15 protein-coding genes and 2 pseudogenes are annotated in these 21,570 nt (G+C 60.3%); 15 read left to right on the top strand and 2 right to left on the bottom strand.

What is annotated here, in order from left to right; translation table 11 throughout:
* Positions 1–18: 18 nt before the first annotated feature.
* From ACMG4M_RS13065 to ACMG4M_RS13035, 7 genes and pseudogenes are all read left to right on the top strand, one after another.
* Entirely contained in the window at positions 19–654 is a 636-nt protein-coding gene (locus ACMG4M_RS13065) for a YfgM family protein (RefSeq protein ID WP_035249086.1), read from the top strand.
* Positions 655–1,797 (top strand): outer membrane protein assembly factor BamB, encoded by a 1,143-nt coding sequence (bamB, locus tag ACMG4M_RS13060; protein WP_035249083.1) that lies wholly within the window; start codon positions 655–657, stop codon positions 1,795–1,797.
* A gap of 129 nt (positions 1,798–1,926) precedes the next feature.
* Positions 1,927–3,333 (top strand): ribosome biogenesis GTPase Der, encoded by a 1,407-nt coding sequence (gene der / locus ACMG4M_RS13055; RefSeq protein ID WP_035249081.1) that lies wholly within the window; start codon positions 1,927–1,929, stop codon positions 3,331–3,333.
* A gap of 104 nt (positions 3,334–3,437) precedes the next feature.
* A pseudogene (locus tag ACMG4M_RS13050) lies at positions 3,438–3,596 on the top strand (hypothetical protein); the annotation flags it as partial.
* A 28-nt stretch (positions 3,597–3,624) separates the two neighbouring features.
* Positions 3,625–5,490: a TonB-dependent receptor plug domain-containing protein gene (locus tag ACMG4M_RS13045; protein WP_414430166.1), complete on the top strand. Its 1,866-nt coding sequence runs from the start codon at positions 3,625–3,627 to the stop codon at positions 5,488–5,490.
* Positions 5,491–5,494: 4 nt separating this feature from the next.
* On the top strand, positions 5,495–6,352 hold the full coding sequence (locus ACMG4M_RS13040; RefSeq protein ID WP_035249077.1) for a hypothetical protein: 858 nt from the start codon (positions 5,495–5,497) through the stop codon (positions 6,350–6,352).
* Between the two features lie 8 nt (positions 6,353–6,360).
* Complete coding sequence (locus ACMG4M_RS13035; RefSeq protein ID WP_272962705.1) at positions 6,361–8,289, top strand: ATP-binding protein; 1,929 nt, start codon at positions 6,361–6,363, stop codon at positions 8,287–8,289.
* On the opposite strand, the gene xseA is transcribed toward ACMG4M_RS13035, so the two are convergent.
* Positions 8,234–9,592 carry an exodeoxyribonuclease VII large subunit gene (xseA, locus tag ACMG4M_RS13030; RefSeq protein ID WP_035249072.1) on the bottom strand — a complete coding sequence of 453 codons (1,359 nt, stop codon included), beginning with the start codon at positions 9,590–9,592 and terminating at the stop codon, positions 8,234–8,236. The two genes, ACMG4M_RS13035 and xseA, sit on opposite strands and share 56 nt — an antisense overlap.
* 163 nt (positions 9,593–9,755) lie before the next feature.
* Between xseA and guaB the strand changes: the two genes are divergently transcribed.
* From guaB to ACMG4M_RS13015, 3 genes and pseudogenes are all read left to right on the top strand, one after another.
* A complete protein-coding gene (guaB, locus tag ACMG4M_RS13025; protein WP_035249070.1) occupies positions 9,756–11,225 on the top strand; it encodes an IMP dehydrogenase in 1,470 nt (489 codons plus the stop codon).
* A gap of 96 nt (positions 11,226–11,321) precedes the next feature.
* A pseudogene (gene guaA, locus ACMG4M_RS13020) lies at positions 11,322–12,894 on the top strand (glutamine-hydrolyzing GMP synthase).
* A gap of 47 nt (positions 12,895–12,941) precedes the next feature.
* Positions 12,942–14,720 (top strand): acyltransferase family protein, encoded by a 1,779-nt coding sequence (locus tag ACMG4M_RS13015; protein ID WP_414430165.1) that lies wholly within the window; start codon positions 12,942–12,944, stop codon positions 14,718–14,720.
* 243 nt (positions 14,721–14,963) lie between these two features.
* On the opposite strand, the gene ACMG4M_RS13010 is transcribed toward ACMG4M_RS13015, so the two are convergent.
* Entirely contained in the window at positions 14,964–16,166 is a 1,203-nt protein-coding gene (locus ACMG4M_RS13010; RefSeq protein WP_272974447.1) for a helix-turn-helix transcriptional regulator, read from the bottom strand.
* A gap of 445 nt (positions 16,167–16,611) precedes the next feature.
* On the opposite strand from ACMG4M_RS13010, the gene infC reads away from it, so the two are divergent.
* The 5 genes from infC to pheT all read left to right on the top strand — a co-directional run bounded on the left by infC (position 16,612) and on the right by pheT (position 21,554).
* A complete protein-coding gene (gene infC / locus ACMG4M_RS13005; RefSeq protein WP_035249272.1) occupies positions 16,612–17,157 on the top strand; it encodes a translation initiation factor IF-3 in 546 nt (181 codons plus the stop codon).
* 38 nt (positions 17,158–17,195) lie between these two features.
* Positions 17,196–17,390 carry a 50S ribosomal protein L35 gene (rpmI, locus tag ACMG4M_RS13000; RefSeq protein ID WP_035249063.1) on the top strand — a complete coding sequence of 65 codons (195 nt, stop codon included), beginning with the start codon at positions 17,196–17,198 and terminating at the stop codon, positions 17,388–17,390.
* Positions 17,391–17,417: 27 nt separating this feature from the next.
* The gene (gene rplT, locus ACMG4M_RS12995; RefSeq protein ID WP_035249061.1) at positions 17,418–17,777 is read left to right on the top strand and encodes a 50S ribosomal protein L20; all 360 of its coding nucleotides are present in this window, start codon (positions 17,418–17,420) and stop codon (positions 17,775–17,777) included.
* Positions 17,778–18,044: 267 nt separating this feature from the next.
* Positions 18,045–19,064: a phenylalanine--tRNA ligase subunit alpha gene (pheS, locus tag ACMG4M_RS12990; RefSeq protein ID WP_272974448.1), complete on the top strand. Its 1,020-nt coding sequence runs from the start codon at positions 18,045–18,047 to the stop codon at positions 19,062–19,064.
* Positions 19,065–19,163: 99 nt separating this feature from the next.
* Positions 19,164–21,554 (top strand): phenylalanine--tRNA ligase subunit beta, encoded by a 2,391-nt coding sequence (gene pheT, locus ACMG4M_RS12985; protein ID WP_414430164.1) that lies wholly within the window; start codon positions 19,164–19,166, stop codon positions 21,552–21,554.
* The last annotated feature ends 16 nt before the right edge of the window (positions 21,555–21,570 follow it).

Raw genomic sequence — 21,570 nt, 5'->3', positions numbered from 1 at the left:
AAACGAAAGGAGAGCAGGGTGGTCGATTACATCCGCGACGAAGAAGAACAGGTCGAACGCATCAAGGCCTGGTGGCAGGAAAACGGTACCGCTGCAGTGATTACTGTAGTGCTGGCGGTGGCTGCGCTGATTGGCTGGCGTCAATGGCAGGGTCATCAGGGTGAGCAGGCTTCTGAAGCGTCAGCTCACTACCAGGTCATGGTGGAAGCCCTGTCCGCCAACCCCATGGATGCGGCGGTCATCAACGACAAGGCCGACCTGCTGATGGAGGACTTCTCCAGCAGCGCCTATGCGGATTACGCCCGCCTGGCCAAGGCCAACCTGGCTGTGCAGGACGCGGACTACGACAAGGCTGTGAGCTTCCTGCAGCCGGTGGCCGATGATGGTGCCACCGATGAGCTGAGCTACACCGCCAGCTTGCGTCTGGCCCGGGTGTTCCTGCAGCAGCAGGCCTGGGACAAGGCCGATGACCTGCTAGGCAAAAGCTTCCCGTCGGCCTTTAACGGCATGGCGCTGGAGCTGAGAGGCGATGTGGCCAAGGCCCAGGGCGAGGCAGAACAGGCCCGCGATCTTTACACACAGGCCCTGGATGTCCTGCAGGACGGTGGTGAAAAAGACCGTGTGCAGATGAAACTGGACGACCTGAAGAGCTAAATGAAATATTTCCTTCTCCCCGTGATTTTGGCCAGCCTCGTGCTGGCCGGCTGTAGCTCCAACCCCAATGCCATTGAGCCCAATGACTTGCCGAAATTCGAGGCCAGCTACAAGGTCAAGCGGCTCTGGAAAGAGGGCGTCGGCAACGGGGTGGAGGACAGTCAATTGTCCCTGCGCCCGGCGGTGACCGAGCAACAGGTATTTGCCGGTGATGTGTTTGGCGATGTCTATGCGGTCAGCCGCGACAAGGGCAAGCGCCAGTGGCGGGTGAAAACCGAGGACCGCATTGCCGGTGGCTTCTATGCCGGCTACGGCATGGTGCTCTACGGTACCCGCGAGGGGGTGGCCGTGGCCCTGTCCATGGAAACCGGCGATACCCTCTGGCGCACCACGCTTTCCGGCGAAGCCCTGGCGATTCCCGCCAGTGACGGCAATGTTGCTGTATTCCAGACCCAGGATGGCCATGTGACGGCCCTGGATGTGGAAAGCGGCGAGCAGCTGTGGGACTACGAGACCCCGGTGCCCACCCTGACCCTGCGCGGGCTGGCGCAGCCTACCCTGGATAACGGCAAGGCCTACGCCGGTTTTGCCAACGCCAAGCTGGCGGCGCTGGATCTGGAGAACGGTATCCCGCTGTGGGAGCAACGTATCGCCGAACCCACCGGACGCTCCGAACTGGACCGCCTGGTGGATGTGGACAGCAACCTGATCGTGGAAGGCGGTGGCGTGTTCGCCGTGACCTTCCAGGGCAAGGCGGCAGTGGTGGACCAGGAAAATGGTCGCCCCTACTGGGAAAAGGAACTGTCCAGCGCGCAGATCATCAGTGCCAGCAATGGCAGCCTGTTCGTGGCTGACGACACAGGCGTGGTACGTGCCCTGGATATGCGCAGTGGTACGGTTCTGTGGAAGCAGGACAAGCTCTATGGTCGCCGTCTTACCGGTACCGCAGTACAGGGCAATCACGTGGTGATTGGCGATTTCGAAGGCTATCTGCACTGGCTGGATGTGGACGATGGCAGCATCGTTGCCCGCAAACGCCACGACTGGGATGGCTTTGCCGGCACCGCCGTGAGCTACGATGGTGTCCTCTATGTGCTCAGCTATGACGGCAAACTGGCCGCGTACCAACTGAAAGAACGTTAATCTCAACAAAAGGGAGCGGCCAAGTGGCCGCTCCCATTGCGCCTGCCCCTGTTTTCCTGATTTTCTTCTCTCCGCCTCTATCACCGAATTGCGTTACCATAGCGCCCAGACATCCTTGCAGAGACAACTATGAAACCGGTCATCGCCCTGGTGGGGCGGCCCAATGTGGGCAAATCCACCCTGTTTAACCGACTTACCCGTACCCGTGACGCTTTGGTAGCGGATTACCCGGGCCTGACCCGTGACCGAAAGTACGGTGACGGTCGGCTGGGGGATTATCTGTATACCGTTGTGGATACCGGTGGCATCGGGGAAAACGACGATGGCATTGATGCGCCCATGACAGAACAGTCATTGTTGGCGGTAGGCGAGGCGGACCTGGTGTTGTTCCTGGTCGACGGTCGGGCCGGTCTGACCGCCGCCGATGAGCAGATTGCCATGGAGCTGCGCAAGCTGCCCAAGCCCACCTATCTGGTGGTGAACAAGACCGACGGCATCGACCCGGATACGGCCATGGCGGATTTCTATGCCCTGGGCCTCAGCGACGTGCTGCCCATCGCGGCTGCCCATGGTCGTGGCGTGCGCAGCATGATCGAAATCATATTGGCGGCATTTCCGGATCTGGAACCCTATTACGATGAACAGGGTGAGCCGGTGGATACCAGTGACGGCAGCATTCGCGTGGCCGTGCTGGGTCGCCCCAACGTGGGCAAATCCACCCTGATCAACCGCATGCTGGGGGAAGAGCGTGTGGTGGTCTTCGACCACGCCGGCACCACCCGGGATTCCATCGAGATTCCCTTCGAGCGCATGGAAAAAGCTTATACCCTGATTGATACCGCTGGGGTACGCCGCCGTGGCAAGGTTGCCGAAACCGTGGAAAAGTTTTCCGTGATCAAGGCGCTGCAGGCGGTGGATGCCGCCCAGGTGGTGGTGCTGGTGATCGATGCCCGGGAAGGCATCACCGATCAGGATCTCCACCTGCTGGGCTATGTGCTCGATAGTGGCCGTGCCCTGATGATTGCAGTGAACAAGTGGGATGGTCTGGATGCGGACCACAAGGAACGGGTGCGCGTGGAACTGGGGCGCCGCCTGGAATTCGCTCCCTGGGTGAAGATCAAGTTCATCTCTGCGCTGCATGGCACCGGGGTGGGCGATCTGTGGGGCATGATTGAAAAAGCCTGGGACTCGGCCTTTATCAAGGTGGGCACCAACGAGATGACGCGCATCATGGAAAGCATTACCGCCGGCCACCCGCCGCCGCGTAATGGTCGTTTCCGCGCCAAGCTTCGTTACGCGCACCTGGGCGGTAATAATCCGCCTACGATTATCTTGCACGGTAATCGTACCGAATCTCTGCCGATCAGCTACAAACGCTTTCTGGAAAACCGCTTTCGCGAGTTGTTGAAACTGGACGGCACGCCCATCCGGCTGGAATTCAAATCCGGTTCCAATCCTTTTGAAGGGCGCAAGAACACACTGACGGATCGCCAGGTGCACAAGCGCAAGCGAATGATCAAACGCTTCAAGAAGTAACCCCGCTGCACGGGGGAGGGGGCCACATCAAACGTCGGGGATCGTGGGGCAAATACTGGGGGCAAGGCCTGCTGGGGCTGGCCTGTGCGCAGGGCGTGCAGGCCATGGAGCCGATGATGCCGCTAGCCGATGAGCCGGCCATGGTGCTGACTCCCGCCCGGGTCAGCCAGCCCCAGTCTGAAGCGCCCGCCAGTGTCACCGTCATCGACCGTAACCTGATCGAAGCCAGCGGCGCCCGGGAACTCTACGAGGTGCTGCGGCTGGTGCCGGGCATGTCCGCGGTCAAAGTAGATGGCAACGTACCCACGGTGGCCTACCACGGCACCCAGTGCCCGGGATTCGCGCCGCATGCTGGTGTTGCTGGACGGCCGCAGCCAGTATCAGCCCGGTCTGGCGCGGGTGAACTGGAACGACATGCCCGTGGACATCCGCGATGTGGAGCGCATCGAAGTCACCCGTGGCCCGGCAGCGGCTGCCTACGGTGCCAACGCCTTCACCGCTGTCATCAATATCATTACCCGCGATCCCCGCGATATCAGCAAGCACACCCTGGCGGTGCAGGGCGGCAATAACGCCATCCGCGATGGCTATGCCTCTGCAGCCGGCCGGAATGACGCTGGCGCCTGGCGGGCGTCCCTGTCACGGCGCGCGGATGACGGCTACGACGAACCCTTTGAAGGCCGCCAGCTCAATGACGCCAAACGGATTGAAACTCTCAATGGCGAATGGGTCCGTGAACTGGACCTGCGCAATACCCTGATCATGCAGGCCGGCGGCAGCCAGAACCGCCTGGAGCGGCAACAGGAAGGCGGGGTGCAGGATATCGGCATCTACCAGCAGGACCCGGTACAAAAAGGCCAGCGCGCCTTTGCCTCCCTGCAATGGCAGCATGCCTTCGACCAGCACCACCAGTTGCAGATTACCGGCTATGGCCAGTACACCCGCGACGTAACGGATTTCTCGGTCTGCTATCTGGACCCTCTGACCGGGCAGCCTGGGCCGGGCGGCGGGGTGCTGTTTTCCCGGGAGCTACGTGAGCTGTATCTGGAAAATAACCGGGACGTGGGCGCCACCTTTGCGGCGGCGCAGAGTGATCCGGATTTTGCCAACCGGTACGCTAGCCTGCAGTCCGCCAATGCGCCTTTCTGTGCCGCCAGCGCGCTGGATATCGAGGAAGAGCGTTACGACCTGGAAATCCAGGACACCCTGCAAATGGGTGATCGGGTACGGCTGGTCAGCGGTCTGAACCTGCGCCACGACCGGGTCAGCTCCGACAGTTATCTGTCCGGCACCTACGACAATGTCAGTTACCGCGCCTTTGGCAATCTGGCAGTAGATCTGCTGCGCCCGGTGACCCTCAATCTGGGCGGCTACTGGGAGCGTGACAGCATCTCCGGCCAGCATTTCAGCCCCCGGCTGGGGCTCAACTGGCGAGCGGCGCCGGGGCACAGCTTCCGCTATGTGTTTTCCAGGGCCCTGCGCACCCCGGATATCTACGAAGACCAGGCGCGCACCAATATCCGCGCCCGGGAACTGTCATCGCCCTTTGCCGACAATACCGAAGCCCTGCTGGGCTGGGCGCCGGCCAGTTTCTTTATTACCCAGACCAGCCCCGGCACTCTCAAGCCTGAGCGCATTCGCTCCTGGGAACTGGGCTATTACGGCCAGTTCCCAGGCCTGGAGCTGGATGTGCGCTATTTCCAGGAAGAGCTCACTGACCTGCTCAGCCATGCCCTCAACCCCTTCGAGTTCGAACCCAACAACGAAGGCCGGGTGGACCACCAGGGCACGGAGGCCCAGTTGAGCTGGCGGCCCGGTGTGAATCACTTGCTGCGCCTTACCGGTGCCCACATCCATACCCGCGTCAACAAGAAGACCGAGGGGCGTCTGGCGGCCCGTGACAGCGCCAGTGCCCTGTGGGCCTGGCAGCTGAGCCAGCATTGGGGATTGTCCAGCGCCTATTACCTGGCCAACGACTACAACGACAATGTGTTCGAGCGCCTGGATCTGCAGGTGCGTTTCCGGCACCGGGTGATCGACACGGAGCTGGAATGGAAGGGCGTGGTACAGCATGCCCTGAACAAGGAACCGGTGGTCTTCGAGGAAAACCGCTATCAGGAAGACCGTTTCTGGTTGGGACTGGCGGTGAGGATATAGAGGAATGAAACGGCAGGGACGCCTCATCCTTTTGTTGTGGCTGGCCTGGCTGGCGCCGTCCCTGTGCGCCCAGACCCCGCTGCCGGTGCATGTGCTTGCCGAGGATGGGCCCTTCCGCGACAGTTTTATTCAGGCGCTGGACGACGCCGCCACGCCATCGATTACCCGGGTGGCCGATCCCACACAGGCAGAGTTGCTGATCGCCATCGGTGATCAGGTGTTCCGGCGTGCTCAGAAACTGGACAAGCCATTACTGGGTGTCTACGTGAGCCGGTCAGCGGTCACCCTGGCCAAGCGCAAACGATGCCAGTGTGAGGGCATCTGGGCCGGCGTGGCATTGCACGATCAGCTGGCCATGCTGGAGATCATGATGCCCCTGGCGCGCCGCGTGGGGGTGATTATCGGCCCGCACAGTGCCTGGACACCGGGCATGGTGCAGGATTATCAGGGTCGCCTGGGGCTGACCGCACTGCCGGTCTCGTCGGTAGATGAGATGGGAGATCGCCTGCGCGAAAGTCTGGCCAGGTTTGATGCCCTGGTGTTACCGGTGGATGGCGAGTTGTTTGGTCCCGGTACCGCCAAGCTGGTGTTGCTGACCAGCTACCGGCTGCGTCGCCCGGTGTTCGGTCCCGATCATGCCTATGTGCAGGCGGGGAGCGTGGCCAGCCTGTATGCCAGCGGTGCGGATCTGGTCGCCGAGACGCTGGTGCATCTGCAATTTTTCCAAAGCAGCAAGCGGTTGCGGCGTTCCGGCTTTGTGCATACCCCCACCGTTGCTGTGAATGAGCACGTGGCCAACAGCTTCGACATGGTGTTTCACGACATCGACTCCCTTCGTGAAGCCCTGGAGGTTTCTCCATGAGAGAGGGCATGAAAGAAACCATGAAAAAAGGGGCGGGCATCCGCAAGCAGCTGCAGCTTCTCGGGCTGATTCCGGCCCTGATCATGCTGTTGCTGCTGTTGGTGGCGCTGACCTGGCAGCGCTTCGAGGATGCCGATCGGGATTTGCGTGAACTGGGCAGCTACCTGGCCCAGCAGATTGCCTCCTCGTCGGAGTATGGGGTACTGGCAGGTAACTATGATGATCTGCGCCGCCAGGCACGCCTGGCCATGCAGCAGGCAGACCTGCAATACGTGGTCTTCCACGACGGTGAAGGCAAGGTGTTGCTCTACGAGGGGCGTGGTCAACGTCAGGACCATGCCGACGTGCTGGAATTCCACTCCGGCATTTATCGCCAGCCGGTATCCGATAGCGATTTGTTGGAAGGGGCAGAGAGCGACAGCCAGCCCGAGCGAATCGGCGAAGTGGTGCTGGGCATGTCCAGTGCCCGGCTACTGGCGCGGCAGAAGGAGATCCTGCTGGCAAGCCTGTTGCCGGCCCTGTTCGCTACCATCATCGGCCTTTGGATCGCCCATTACCTGGCCCGCCAGATTGCTTCCCCGCTGGGCTATCTGTCCGGCCTGTTGCGCACCCTGCGCAATGGCGATTATCGGGTCCGCGGCCGCAGTCACCTGCGCGGCGAGTTGGCAGAACTGCAGGACGATATCAACGAGCTTGCCAGCAGCCTGGAAGGGGCGCATCGCGAGCAGCAGACTGCCATCGACAAACTCCGTCATGCACATCGTCAGGCACAGTCTGCCAGCCAGGCCAAGAGTGACTTTCTGGCCATGATGAGTCACGAGCTGCGCACGCCGATGAACGGGGTGCTGGGCATGTTGCAACTGCTGGAAGAAACCCCGCAGAGCGAAGAGCAGCACGAATACACCCTTGCCGCGCTGGAATCCACCGGGCACCTGCTGGATGTGATCAACGATATTCTCGATTTTTCCCGCATCGAAGCCGGACGCATGGATCTGGACCCGGTGTTTTTCGAGCTGCTGCCGCTGCTGGAAAACTGTGTGGCCACCTTCCGCTACATGGCGGAAAGCAAGGGCCTGTATCTGCGCCTGGAAAACGCCGGGGAGCTGGCTGGTAAAATGGTGCGCAGCGACCCCACCCGGTTGCGTCAGGTGCTCAATAACCTGATTTCCAATGCGGTGAAATTCACCCAGGAAGGGGGCGTGGTTCTGGGGATCACCACCGCCCAGGTTCGCGATGACTGGCTGGACCTGGCCCTGGCGGTGCGCGACACCGGTATTGGTATTCCCCAGCATCGCCAGAGTGATTTGTTCAAAGCCTTTTCGCAGGTCGACTCGTCCACCTCACGTCGCTTTGGCGGCACCGGTCTGGGGCTGGCCATCGCCCGCCGTCTCAGTGAAATGCTCGGTGGCACCCTGACAGTGAGCAGCGACGAGGGCGGCGGCAGTACCTTTACCCTGTCCTTGCGCTTGCTCTATCGCACTCAGGCGCCGGCGCCGCTGGCGGTGCCCGCCGACGAGGAAGACCGTGTCGGCGGCCTGCTTTTCGGGCTGGTACTGCTGGTGGAAGATAACGATGTGAATCTGCTGGTGGCGCGGCGGCTGCTGGAGCACATGGGGGTCACCGTGGTGACCGCCAGCAACGGGCGCGAAGCCTTGGAAAAAGTGCGTCAGCGGGATTTCGACTGCATTCTCATGGATGTGCAGATGCCGGTGATGGATGGCCTGGAAGCCACCCGCGAGTTACGGCAATGGGAGAGAGAGCGGGGGCGGGCGCCAATCCCGGTGGTGGCGCTCACCGCCAATGCCATGGACGAAGAGCGCGACCGCTGCATGGTGGCGGGCATGAATGCCCACCTGGCCAAGCCCTTCCGCCGTCAGCAGCTTACTCGGGTGCTGAGCCCTTATCTGACCCCTGAACACGCTCAACACGGGCGCTGACTTCGCCGTCTGCCAGGCGGGTGGTCAGGGTATCGCCGGCCTGCAACTGGCTGACGGAGCGCACCGCTTCGTCCCCCTTGAAGGTAATGCTGTAGCCACGACCCAGGGTCTCCAGGGGGCTGGCGGTGTGCAGCCGTTTGCCCAGATTGCCCAGTTGCACCTGCTGCTGCTGGATCAGCCGCAGCAAGGGCTGCGGCAGGCGTTTTTCCAGCGTCTGTAGTCGTTGCTGGCGGTCCGCCAAAAGGCGTTCCGGCGATAGCCGGGCCAGCCGTTGCTGGTTGGGGCGCAGGCGGCTTTGCGCTAGCGCCAGCCGTTGTTGCATATGGCGCTGCAGACGGCCCTGCAATTCATCCAGCCGTTGGCTGCTTTGTTCCAGGGACTGGCGCGGCGAGCGCAAGCGCTGGCTGAGATGGCGCAGACGTTCCTGTGGCGTCCGCAACTGCTGGGCCATCACCCAGCGCAGGCGACGATGCAGGCCGCCCAGCCGTTGCGTGACCACTGACAGGTCCGGGCTCACCAGCTCGGCGGCCGCGGACGGAGTCGGCGCTCGCAGGTCGGCGGCAAAATCGGTAAGGCCGGTATCCACTTCGTGACCCACGGCCGAGACAATGGGAATCGGGCAGGCGGCCACGGCGCGGGTCAGGGCTTCATCGTTGAACGCCCAGAGATCCTCCAGGGAGCCGCCGCCACGGCCGATGATCAGCACGTCGCATTCGTCCCGAGCAATCGCCACATCCAGCGCCTGACGCAGTTGTGCCGGTGCATCGGCGCCCTGTACCGCCGCCGGGTAGATCACCACCGGAATGGACGGGCAGCGGCGTTTGAGGACCTGCAGAATATCGCGGATGGCGGCGCCGCTGGGGGAGGTGATGACTCCGATCTGGGTAGGCCAGGCGGGCAGGGCGCGCTTGCGTTCCTGAGCGAACAGGCCTTCCGCCTGCAGCTGGGCCTTGAGGGCGTCGAATTGTGCCTTCAGCGCCCCCTGACCGGCCGGCTCCATGTGTTCCACGACAATCTGGAAGTTGCCACGAGGGACATAGAGAGTGACTTTGGCGCGGATCAGCACCTGCTGCCCATTCTGGGGATTAAAGTCGAGCAGCCGGTTGCGATTTCGAAACATGGCCCCATTAATCTGGGCACGCGAGTCTTTCAGGCTGAAGTACCAATGGCCGGAGGCCGGGCGGGAAAAGTTGGATAGTTCGCCCTGCAGCCAGATCAGCGGGAAGGAACCTTCCAGCAGGCCCTGGGCTTCCAGGTTCAGTTGACTGATGGACAGCGGTTCAGCGCGGGATGAAAATGTCATCGCGGGAGGGTAGCGAGTTTTTTGCCGTGGGCCAGCGGTGATTGTGTGACCGACCGCCCTTGACGTATAATCGCCCGCCTAATTTAACGGGGTGCCTGTCTCGAGGTGCCGCCGCTCCACCCGGCGGACCTGCCAGGGGCCCCCTCACTCCCTACGGTGCAATATGCTCAGAATTGCGCAAGAGGCACTAACGTTTGACGACGTTTTGCTTGTTCCCGCCCATTCCAATGTGCTGCCCAAGGACGTGTCCCTGAAATCGAAACTGACTCGGGACATTGCTCTGAATATTCCGTTGGCGTCCGCAGCCATGGATACGGTTACCGAGCACCGCCTGGCCATCACCATGGCGCAGGAAGGGGGCATCGGTATCCTCCATAAAAGCATGGATACAGCCGACCAAGCGCGTAACGTGCGCATGGTAAAGAAATACGAATCCGGCGTGGTGAAAGATCCCATCACCGTGAGCCCGGAAACCACCGTGGCCGAGCTGCTGCGCATTACCGAAGCCAATAACATTTCCGGTGTGCCGGTGGTGAAAGGCAATGAGGTTGTCGGCATTGTCACCAGCCGTGATACCCGCTTCATCACCAACTACGACCAGTGCGTGCAGGACATCATGACCGGCAAGGACCGGCTGGTGACCGTGCAGGAAGGCGCTGGCGCGGATGAAGTTCAGGCCCTGCTGCACAAGCATCGCATCGAAAAAGTCGTGGTAGTCAACGATAAAGGCGAACTGCGCGGCATGATCACCGTGAAAGACATCGAGAAAGCCGCCAAATATCCCAACGCCTGCAAGGACTCTCAGGGTCGTCTGCGAGTAGGCGCCGCCGTCGGCACCGGTGCCGGTACCGACGAGCGCGTGGCCGCACTGGTGGAAGCCGGTGTTGACGTGATCGTGGTGGATACCGCCCACGGCCATTCCCAGGGCGTTATCGACCGGGTGGCCTGGGTGAAGAAACACTTCCCCGAGGTGCAGGTGATCGGCGGCAACATTGCCACCGCTGCTGCTGCGAGGGATCTGGTTGCCGCCGGCGCCGATGCGGTAAAAGTCGGTATCGGTCCGGGCTCCATCTGTACCACCCGCATCGTGGCCGGTATCGGCGTGCCGCAGATCACGGCCATCTCCGATGTGGCGGAAGCCCTGAAAGGCACCGGCGTACCGCTGATTGCTGATGGTGGCATCCGCTTCTCCGGTGACATCGCCAAGGCCGTAGCCGCCGGTGCCAGCGCCATCATGATCGGTTCCCTGCTGGCCGGCACCGAAGAAGCGCCCGGCGACGTGGAGCTGTTCCAGGGTAGCTACTACAAGGCCTACCGGGGCATGGGCTCCATGGGCGCCATGTCCGGCTCTACCGGTTCCTCCGACCGCTACTTCCAGGATGCCGCCGCCGGCATCGAGAAGCTGGTGCCGGAAGGTATCGAAGGCCGGGTTCCCTACAAGGGCCCCATGAGCGCCATCGTTCACCAGCTGATGGGCGGCCTGCGCGCCTCCATGGGCTACACCGGCTGTGCCACCATCGAAGAGATGCGCACCAAGCCGGAATTCGTGAAAGTCACCAACGCGGGCATGAAAGAATCCCATGTGCATGATGTGACAATCACCAAGGAAGCGCCGAACTACCCGGTAGGCTGAAGCCCGCTACCGAGTGTCAGCGATAACGATTCAGGGCCGGCGTAGCCGGCCCTTGTATTTACAGCCTGCCAGCCAGGCGCCAGCGGAAAGCGAGCCATGCAAGATATCCATGCCCAGCGCATCCTGATTCTGGACTTCGGTTCCCAATACACCCAGCTGATCGCCCGCCGGGTGCGGGAAATCGGCGTGTACTGTGAAATCCGTGCCTTCGACATGACCGCCGAGGAAATCCGCGAGTTTGCGCCCAAGGGCATCATTCTTTCCGGTGGCCCGGAGTCTGTCACCGCCGCCGAAACGCCCCGTGCCCCCGATGCGGTATTCGACGCCGGCATCCCGGTGCTGGGTATCTGTTACGGCATGCAGACCATGGCCGAGCAGCTGGGCGGCAAGGTGATTGCCGGTGAAAAGCACGAATTCGGCTACGCCCGGGTCGCCAAGGCGGAAAAGAACGGCCTGCTGGACGGCATCGTCGATCACGAAGAGCAGGGCAAGGAATACCTGGACGTGTGGATGAGCCACGGTGACCGTGTCGGCGAGATGCCGGCGGGTTTCGTGGCGACCGCCACCACCGGCAGCTGCCCCATCGCCGGCATGGCCAACGATGAAAAACGCTTCTACGGCATCCAGTTCCACCCGGAAGTCACCCACACCCTGCAGGGCGGTCGCCTGCTAGAGCGCTTCGTGCGCGAACTGTGCGACTGTGAAGCCCTGTGGACGCCGAGCAACATCATCAATGATGCCATCGACACCATCCGCGAGCAGGTAGGCACTGACGAAGTGATCCTCGGGCCTGTCCGGCGGGGTGGATTCCTCCGTGGTGGCAGCGCTGCTGCACAAGGCTATCGGCGATCAGCTCACCTGCGTGTTTGTCGACAACGGCCTGCTGCGTCACCAGGAAGGTGACCAGGTCATGGAAATGTTCGCCGACAATATGGGCGTGAAAGTGATCCGCGTGGACGCGGAAGACAACTTCCTCGGCAAACTGGCCGGCGAGGCGGATCCCGAGCTGAAGCGCAAGATCATCGGCAACACCTTTATCGATATCTTCGACGACCAGGCCAGCAAGCTGAAAAACGCCAACTGGCTGGCCCAGGGCACCATCTACCCGGACGTGATCGAATCCGCCGCCAGCAAGACCGGCAAGGCCCACGTGATCAAGAGCCACCACAATGTAGGCGGCCTGCCGGAAGATATGAAGCTCAAGCTGGTCGAGCCCCTGCGCGAACTGTTCAAGGACGAAGTGCGCAAGATCGGCCTGGAACTGGGCCTGCCCTACGACATGGTCTACCGTCATCCCTTCCCGGGGCCGGGGCTGGGCGTGCGCATCCTCGGTGAAGTGAAAAAGGAATACGCCGACACCCTGCGTCTGGCAGACCATATCTTTATCGAAGAGCTGCGCGCCGCCGGTCTTTACCACAAGACCAGCCAGGCCTTCGCCGTGTTCCTGCCGGTCAAGTCAGTGGGCGTGGTAGGCGATGCTCGCCGCTACGAGTACGTGGTAGCTCTGCGTGCCGTGGAAACCATCGACTTCATGACCGCCCGCTGGGCGCACCTGCCCTACGAGTTCCTGGAACTGGTCTCCAGCCGGATCATCAACGAGATCCCCGGCATCAGCCGGGTGACCTACGATATTTCGTCCAAGCCACCGGCCACCATTGAGTGGGAATGATGGAGAAAAAGAATAAATCGTTCCTGAATCGATAGAGGGTGCATGCCTTGAAATACCGCGCTGAGATTGACGGTCTGCGTGCTTTGGCCGTTGTGCCGGTGATTCTTTTTCATGCGGGTTTTGAAGGATTCTCCGGGGGGTTTGTAGGGGTCGATGTCTTTTTTGTCATCAGTGGCTACCTGATTACCACCATTCTTGCCGAAGATATTGAAAAGCAGCGTTTCAGTATCATTGACTTCTATGAGCGCCGGGCCCGGCGAATCTTTCCGGCACTATTTTTCATGATGCTGTTCTGCATTCCGTTTGCCTGGATGTGGATGTTGCCGGACCCCCTTGAGAATTTTGGTCAGTCTATCGTTGCCACCACCTTGTTTGCCAACAATGTGTTGTTGATGATCACCACCGGCTATTGGGACTTGGCCTCCGAGTTCAAGCCGCTTCTGCATACCTGGAGCTTGGGGGTGGAGGAGCAGTATTACGTGATCTTTCCGCTCCTCATGCTGGCAGGCTGGAAATTCGGCAAAAAATCGGTAGTGGGGATGATCATCGCTCTGGCACTGCTTAGTCTGGCGGTCAGCGAACTTGGCAGCAGTCGTTTCCCCGACGCCAATTTTTATCTGATAACGTCCCGGGCCTGGGAGTTGTTGGCAGGGGCGGTGGCTGCATTCTGGGTGCAAAAATATGGCGTCAGGAGCAACGAGGGCCTGGCCTTACTGGGGCTTTTGGGCGTGATGTTCTCGGTGGTCGCTTATGATGCCGCGACGCCTTTCCCTGGGCTCTACGCGCTGGTGCCGGTGCTCGGAGTGGTGCTGCTGGTGTTATTCGCCGGGGAAGGGACCCTCGTTGCGCGTTTTCTGAGTCTGCCGTTGCTGGTGGGAATTGGTCTGATCAGCTACTCGGCCTACCTCTGGCATCAGCCGCTATTCGCTTTTGCGCGGATCTATATGGTGGAAGAGCCGAGCAGAGTGGCGTTTGCTGTACTGACGGTGGCGACCTTTTTGGTGGCTTATCTGTCTTGGAAATACATCGAGAACCCGTTCAGGAACAGGGCGTTGGTTGCGGCGCGGCCATTATGGATCTTCGTGTTCAGTGCCTCGCTGTTTCTGGTGGCTTTCGGCCTGGCAGCCCATAAAACCCAGGGGTTTGTCTCGCGGGTCTTTGATCCGGACCAGGCGGCAGCTGAGGATATGTACATTTCCTATAATGAGCGGAATTTCCTGTTCAAGAAGGATGCGTTTGATCCCGATGTACCGGTAAAGCTGCTGGTGATCGGCAATTCTTTCGGTCGGGACCTGGTCAATGTGGTGCGTGAGACCTATGACCTGACCTCGGTAGGCCTGATTTATCGGGATGACCTCAGTGACTGTTCCCTGGTCGAGTCTGAGCTTGGCCAACGCCTGTTTGCCAGTGCCAGCATGGTGTTGTTCGCGTCAAATTATAGTCTGGGTGAGCCCTCTTGTATCAATAGGGTGATAGATTTGTCTGCAGAGCAGGGTAACCGGGTTTACTTTGTTGGCGCCAAACAGTTCGGACATAACCTTAACTGGGTTGCCCGCACCAGAAAGCAGGAGCGTGCTTTGTTGCGCAATCCTATCCTTGAAGAGGTGCTTGAGCAGGAGCGTCTTGCCCGGGCAGTGATACCCAAAAAGCATTATTTGTCCATCATTGATGCCCTGATAGACCAGAATGGCAACATGCTTATCACCGATGAAAACGGCAGATTGTTAAGTGCTGATCGGGTGCATCTGACCCGTTATGGCGCTATTTATGTTGGGGCACAAGTGTTGTTCCTTTCGCCAGTGACAGAGGCCCTGATGCCAAAGTAAGGGGTTGATCTGGCCGCTAACATGAGTAAAAGAGCCCCCGATTTACCAGCCACCAGCGCCTTCAGGTTGTCGGTAATAGAGGGGTAATAGCGGTCGGACAGCCCAGCCCTGTCCCCCTTGGGAGGCTTGCCTGATCAATGTTGGGGCAGAAGTGTTGTTTCCTCGCCTGCGACAGGACGAATAATCCAGAATACGCAGACCTTTTTATTCTCTTCCTGGGCTGTTGCTGTCACTGGGAAGAGCCTAAGAGCAAATCCGCATCAGGTGTGTAATCAGGTCCACCTGTCTGCTGAAGCTGTTCTTCTGCAGCAGTGATTTGATGTTGGTGCGAATGGTGCTAATGGCCAAATCCAGTTGCTCGGCAGCTTCGGCGGTGTTGGCCCCCTTGAGCAGGCACAGGCAAACGCGGGCCTCGGCCTCGGTGGCGCTGATGACCTTGCGGATTTCGGCAATGCTTGGGGTGCGGCTGACATTGGGGTCGAAGATTTCCACCAGCACATTGCTGTTGTTGCTTTCTCGGTTGTGTACCGGGGTGATGGAGATCCGCAGGGGCAGGGCGCTGGTTTGCAGGTAAAGGGTGTCGCTGTCGTCCAGGGCGCCGGTCTTGCCGGTAATGAACAGCATCAGCTGGGTGTAGAAATCCTTGCCAAACTGTTGATCCCTGAACACGATTTCCCGGCTGTCCTGATTAATGGTGAATACCTTGTAGCGTCTGCCAATCTCAACAAAGGCTGGGCTGGCACTCACCAAGAGCGAAACCGGCGAAAACACGGCAACAGGTTGTTTCAATACGGCGATGCTGCTTTGCAGGTCCTTGAAACTCTGCTCTGAGCGGTGCAGTCGCTCATACAAATCGAGGGCAATTTCGGCGTGTTTCTTCAGCCGCGAGAGCATAGCCATTTCCGGCTTGCTGAACACGCGGCTGTCTTTGTGCCGGTTGAATACCAGCACCACGTGCTGCTGGTACTTGTTGGTGAACGCGATGGTGGCACTGTCGATAATGCCAGCGGCGCGTATCCAGGTGCGGGAAAAGGTGGACATATCCGCCAGAAAGTTACTCTCCGGGTCACCATCGGCGTAGCTGAACAGGGCGTTGGGGCCCGTTTCCAGTGCCCTGGCGATGGCCTTGTCCTTGAACACCAGGCCGGTCTTGAGCATCAGGGGGACGATGCCGGGCGGATAGCCCACGGCCCAGCCATACAGCCCTTTCAGTTGCGGTTCTTTCTGTATCACGGCCAGGCAACAGCTGACCAGGCCAAAGGTGTCGCGGATGTTGCGCAGAAAGAGGTCGAAGCCGTCCTTGTGTTCAACACAGCTGTAAAGACTGGTGACCAGACTATCCAGAATATCTGCCTGGGTGTCGTCCGTTTCGAGCTGATCGGCACTGGATTGACCGTTTTCTGCCCGCGCCAGATGGGTAAGTTCGCTTCGATCGGCTGCTGACATTCCTGTGTACCTTCCCCCGGGCAGAGCTTGTTGCCCCTGAAATTGTTAACAGGTTCAAATATATCGAATAGGAGGAGGGCGATCCAATGCCCCCTGGAGCGGGTGGGGTGGTACGAGTGGCCCATTTTGGAACGTGTGGCGCGGGAAGGAACGTCCAGCCGGAATGCCGCACCACAGGGCATTCGGCAGGATTCACTGCTTGAAAAGTGTCCAGATTTGCTTAAAATACGCTCCCTTGCCGGAATTCAGGCCCTGTTTGCGCAGTTGTCTGGAGTGGGGGTAGTCCCTCAACCGGCCAGAATTCATTCCGTTTCAGTCAGTTGCGCACGCCGGCCACTGGGGTCGGGGTTGTTGTGCCTGTTGTGGTGGCATACAATGCGCGCCTATTTACTGAGGCGGTGAGGCATCCTGCCTCGTTTTCGATAACAGATTGGAGGTTCACGACATTAAGCGTGGAGGCAAAGGCCGCGAGCAGCGCGCCAATATAAATCAGCAAATCCAGGCAACCGATGTTCGGTTGATTGATGTAGACGGTGAGCAGGTCGGTATTGTGACCCTGCAGGAAGCGCTGGAGAAAGCCACCGGAAAGCAGATGGATTTGGTGGAAATCTCCCCTGGTGCGGAACCGCCGGTTTGTCGAATCATGGATTACGGCAAGCATCTGTTCGAAGCCAAACAGAAGGCCAAGGAAGGGCGCAAGAAACAGCGTCAGACCCAGGTCAAGGAAATCAAATTCCGTCCCGGCACCGACATTGGTGACTATGAGGTGAAACTGCGTAACCTCATTCGTTTCCTCGAGGCCGGCGACAAAGCGAAAATCACCGTCCGTTTCCGCGGTCGGGAGATGGCTCACCAGGAACTGGGCCGGGATCTTCTCGCACGTATCGAGAAGGACCTGGAAGAGTACGGTTCCGTTGAGCAACGTCCGAACATGGAAGGGCGCCAGATGATCATGGTGCTCAGCCCGGGCAAAAAGAAGAAACAGCCGTAACCGGTTGTTGAACTAACTAACCAACTTGAGAAGGTACCATGCCTAAAATCAAGACAAATCGTGGGGCTGCCAAGCGTTTCAAAAAAACCGCCTCCGGTTTCAAGCGCAAGCAGGCATTCAAAAACCACATCCTGACCAAGAAGTCTGCCAAGACTATTCGTCAGCTGCGTCCGAAAACCGAGGTACATGATTCTGATGTAGCTCTGGTTAAACGCATGATGCCCTACGCATAACTGATACGGTTTTTGGAGATCTGAAAAATGGCACGAGTAAAGCGTGGTGTGCAGGCCCGTCGTCGGCACAAGAAAATTCTCAAGCAGGCTAAAGGCTACTACGGTGCCCGCAGCCGTGTATTCCGTGTAGCGGTTCAGGCCGTTACCAAAGCCGGTCAGTACGCCTACCGCGACCGTAAGGTTCGTAAGCGTCAGTTCCGTCGTCTGTGGATTGTTCGTATCAACGCCGCTGCGCGTCTGAACGGCCTGTCCTACAGCCGTCTGATCGATGGCCTGAAGAAAGCGTCCATCGAAGTAGACCGTAAAGTACTGGCGGACATCGCTGTCCGCGATCAGGCAACCTTTAGCGCTTTGGCCGAAAAAGCCAAAGCGAGTCTCACCGCCTGATTCACTGTTCTGTCTCTGACAGAGCAGCATACTCAACGGGGGAAGAGCTCGCGCTCTTCCCCCGTTTTTGTTTGAAAAAAGACCAGTTGAAAGTTGAAAGTATAAAGTTGAAACGCGGTTGGGTTTTAATGCCAATCGAGTGGCTCTTTCCCCGCGGTGTATGGGTGAGGCGCGGCTTTAGTGGTGTCGGGTGGCATCTGTCTGGAATCGCGCTTTGCAACTTTGAACTTTCAACTTTCTCCTGATTTAAAGACTGCGGAGTCTTAAATGGAAAATCTCAACGCCCTGGTGGACGCTGCCCTGGCAGATGTCGAACAGGCTGGCGATATCCGGGCCCTGGACGATGTGCGGGTGAAATACCTGGGTAAGAAAGGCGAGATCAGCGCCCTGATGAAGGGCCTTGGCAAGTTGAGCGCGGAAGAGCGCCCCCAGGCCGGTGCGGTGATCAACGAAGGCAAACAGAAAGTGCAGGATGCCATCGCCACCCGCAAGCATGCCATGGAAGAAGCGGCCCTGGCCGAGCAGCTAGCCAGCGAAACCGTCGACGTGACCCTGCCGGGCCGGGGCGAGTTGCCTGGCAACCTGCACCCGGTCACCCGCATGCGTCGCCGCATTGAGGATTTCTTTCTCCGCCTGGGTTTCGATATTTCCGAAGGCCCGGAAGTGGAAGACGACTTCCATAACTTCGAAGCCCTGAATATTCCCTCCCATCACCCGGCACGGGCCATGCACGACACCTTCTATTTCGGTGACGGCCGCCTGCTGCGCACTCATACCTCACCGGTACAGGTACGGGTGATGGAGCAGGGCAAGCCCCCGTTCCGCATCATTGCCCCGGGCCGGGTGTACCGTTGCGACTCCGACCTGACCCACACCCCCATGTTCCACCAGGTGGAAGGCCTGCTGGTGGACAAGGGCGTCACCTTTGCCGACCTGCGCGGCACCGTGGCGGAATTCCTCAAGTTCGTGTTTGAAGTGGAAGACCTGCCGGTGCGTTTCCGCCCCAGCTACTTCCCGTTCACCGAGCCCAGCGCCGAAGTGGATGTGGGCTGCGTCAGCTGTGGTGGCAAAGGCTGCCGGGTGTGTTCCCACACCGGCTGGCTGGAAGTCATGGGCTGCGGCATGGTGCACCCGTCCGTGCTGGAGCACGGTGGCGTGGATGCCAACGAATACAGTGGTTTTGCCTTCGGCATGGGCGTGGAGCGCCTCACCATGCTGCGTTACGGCGTCAACGACCTGCGGTTGTTCTTCGAAAACGACACCCGCTTCCTGTCCCAGTTCGGTTAAGGCGTTTCTGTACCGTCAGGCCGCCGTTGGAGCCTTGTTCACAAGGCGAATTCTCCCGGCGGCCAAACAGAAACTCCCATGATTTAAAGGAATTCGACAATGCGTTTTAACGAAGCCTGGTTGCGGGAATGGGTCAACCCCGCCATCGATACCGACACCCTGGTGCAGCAACTGACCATGGCCGGCCTGGAAGTGGATGCCGTTGAACCCGCCGCACCGGCCTTTACCGGCGTGGTCGTCGGCCAGGTAGAAAGCTGTGAGCCGCACCCGGATGCAGACAAACTGCGCGTCTGCCAGGTCAGCAATGGCGCCGATACCACCCAGGTGGTGTGCGGTGCCGCCAACGTGCGCCCCGGCCTGAAAATCCCCTTCGCGCAAGTAGGCGCCGTCCTGCCCGGCGATTTCCAGATCAAGCAAGCCAAGCTGCGTGGCGTGGAATCGTCCGGCATGTTGTGCGGTGCCTCCGAGCTGGGCCTGGAAGACCTCATCGACGGCTTGATGGAACTGCCGGACGACGCGCCGGTAGGCACCGACTTCCGCCAGTACCTGCAGCTGGATGACGCCGTCATCGAAGTGGATCTGACCCCCAACCGGGCCGACTGCCTGAGCCTGCGCGGCATCGCCCGCGAAGTCGGGGTGATGAACCAGAGCCCGCTGATCAATGCAACTATCGACAAGGTGGCCCCGGCCATCGACGACACCCTCACCGTGAACCTGGCAAACAGCCAGGGCTGCCCCCGTTACCTGGGTCGCGTGATCAAGGGCGTCAACGTCAACGCCGACAGCCCGTTGTGGATGATCGAACGCCTGCGCCGTGCCGGCCTGCGCACCATTGATCCCATTGTCGACGTGACCAACTACGTGCTGCTGGAGCTGGGTCAGCCGCTGCATGCCTTCGATCTGGCCAAGCTCAACGGTGGCATCACCGTGCGCACCGCCAACGCCGAAGAAAAACTGCTCACCCTCGACGACCAGGAACTGACCCTGCGCGACGACACCCTGGTGATCGCCGACGACAGCCAGGCCCTGGCCCTGGCCGGTGTCATGGGTGGCAAGCCGTCCTCCGTCACCAGCGACACCCAGGACATCTTCCTGGAATGCGCCTTCTTCGCGCCCCTGGCCATCGCCGGCAAGGCCCGCTCCTACGGCCTGCACACGGATTCCTCCCACCGCTTCGAACGTGGCGTGGACCCGCAGCTGCAGAACGAGGCCATCGAACGCGCCACCGCCCTGATCCTGGAGATCGCCGGCGGTCAGCCGGGCCCGGTCAGCGAAGCGGTGGACGAAGCACACCTGCCGGGCCAGGCAGAAATCACCCTGCGTGCAGACCGCATCGAAGGCCTGCTCGGCATGGGCCTGCCCGCCGAACAGGTGGAAGACATCCTCAGCCGCCTGGGCATGGAAGTGTCCACCCAGGAAAGCGGCAAGGAATGGATGGTGCTGGCCCCCAGCTGGCGCTTCGACATGGCCATCGAAGCCGACCTGATCGAGGAGCTGGCGCGTATCTACGGCTATGAAAAGCTGCCCAGCCGTGTACCTGCCGGTTCCCCCTCAGGCGAACCTATCGCCGAGCAGACCGTCAACCAGCGCCGCCTGGGCGACGCCCTGATCGACCGCGGCTACCTGGAAGCGATCACTTACACCTTCGTGGAGCCGGGCCTGCTTAAGCAGGTGGAACCGCGGGTGGAGCCGCTGCCGCTGCTCAACCCCATCTCCACGGACCTGGGCGTCATGCGCACCACCTTGTTGGCCGGCCTGTTCAGCACCGCCCGCCACAACCTGAACCGCCAGGCCGACCGTCTGCGCCTGTTCGAAACCGGCCTGCGCTTCGTGCCCACCGGTTCGTCTGAGGGTGAAGAGAGCCTGGAGCAGACCCCCATGATCGCCGGCCTGCTCTACGGCAGCGCCCAGCCGCAGAACTGGGAAGGCAAGCGCCCGGTGGACTTCTTCGACCTGAAAGGCGACGTGGAAGCCCTGCTGACCCTGTCCGACGCCGACGCCTTCAGCTTCGCCCCCGGCGAGCATCCTGCCCTGCACCCGGGCCAGACCGCCGCGCTCAAGCGTGACGGCGAAGTGGTCGGCTACCTGGGTCGCATCCACCCGCGCCTGGCCGCCGATCTGGACCTGCCCGCCCAGCTCTACGCTTTCGAACTGGCCCTGGCCCCGCTGTTGGACGGCGTACTGCCGCACTTTGCCGGTGTGTCAGACCAGCCCCGCATGCGCCGTGACCTGGCCTTCGTGGTCGAAGACAGCGTGCCCGCGGGTGAGCTGGTCGCCGCGGTCCGGAATGCCTGTGACGAACGTCTCACAGGGGTGCGGATTTTTGATATATATCAAGGTGATAGCATCGGGGAAAATCGCAAAAGCCTCGCTTTGGGCTTGACCTTCCAGGACCGTTCACGCACTCTTAAGGATGAAGAGGTAAACGACCTGGTGGATGCCGTAGTATCCCAGTTAAAACAACAGTTTAACGCCGCCTTAAGGGACTGATTAAGGAAGGGTTAGG

The sequence above is a fragment of the Alcanivorax sp. IL3 genome (assembly GCF_047495465.1).
In the GTDB taxonomy this organism is placed as follows: Bacteria; Pseudomonadota; Gammaproteobacteria; order Pseudomonadales; family Alcanivoracaceae; genus Alcanivorax; species Alcanivorax jadensis.
The sequence above is the reverse complement of the archived record's forward strand: the minus strand, read 5'-3'. Positions and strand labels throughout refer to the sequence as shown.

Bases quoted from the DNA above. Each gene is read 5' to 3' on its own strand.
- bamB (WP_035249083.1), top strand. From the start codon at position 655: ATGAAATATTTCCTTCTCCCCGTGATTTTGGCCAGCCTCGTGCTGGCC.
- der (WP_035249081.1), top strand. From the start codon at position 1,927: ATGAAACCGGTCATCGCCCTGGTGGGGCGGCCCAATGTGGGCAAATCC.
- ACMG4M_RS13045 (WP_414430166.1), top strand. From the start codon at position 3,625: ATGGCAACGTACCCACGGTGGCCTACCACGGCACCCAGTGCCCGGGAT.
- ACMG4M_RS13040 (WP_035249077.1), top strand. From the start codon at position 5,495: ATGAAACGGCAGGGACGCCTCATCCTTTTGTTGTGGCTGGCCTGGCTG.
- ACMG4M_RS13035 (WP_272962705.1), top strand. From the start codon at position 6,361: ATGAAAGAAACCATGAAAAAAGGGGCGGGCATCCGCAAGCAGCTGCAG.
- xseA (WP_035249072.1), bottom strand. From the start codon at position 9,592: ATGACATTTTCATCCCGCGCTGAACCGCTGTCCATCAGTCAACTGAAC.
- guaB (WP_035249070.1), top strand. From the start codon at position 9,756: ATGCTCAGAATTGCGCAAGAGGCACTAACGTTTGACGACGTTTTGCTT.
- ACMG4M_RS13010 (WP_272974447.1), bottom strand. From the start codon at position 16,166: ATGTCAGCAGCCGATCGAAGCGAACTTACCCATCTGGCGCGGGCAGAA.
- rpmI (WP_035249063.1), top strand. From the start codon at position 17,196: ATGCCTAAAATCAAGACAAATCGTGGGGCTGCCAAGCGTTTCAAAAAA.
- rplT (WP_035249061.1), top strand. From the start codon at position 17,418: ATGGCACGAGTAAAGCGTGGTGTGCAGGCCCGTCGTCGGCACAAGAAA.
- pheS (WP_272974448.1), top strand. From the start codon at position 18,045: ATGGAAAATCTCAACGCCCTGGTGGACGCTGCCCTGGCAGATGTCGAA.
- pheT (WP_414430164.1), top strand. From the start codon at position 19,164: ATGCGTTTTAACGAAGCCTGGTTGCGGGAATGGGTCAACCCCGCCATC.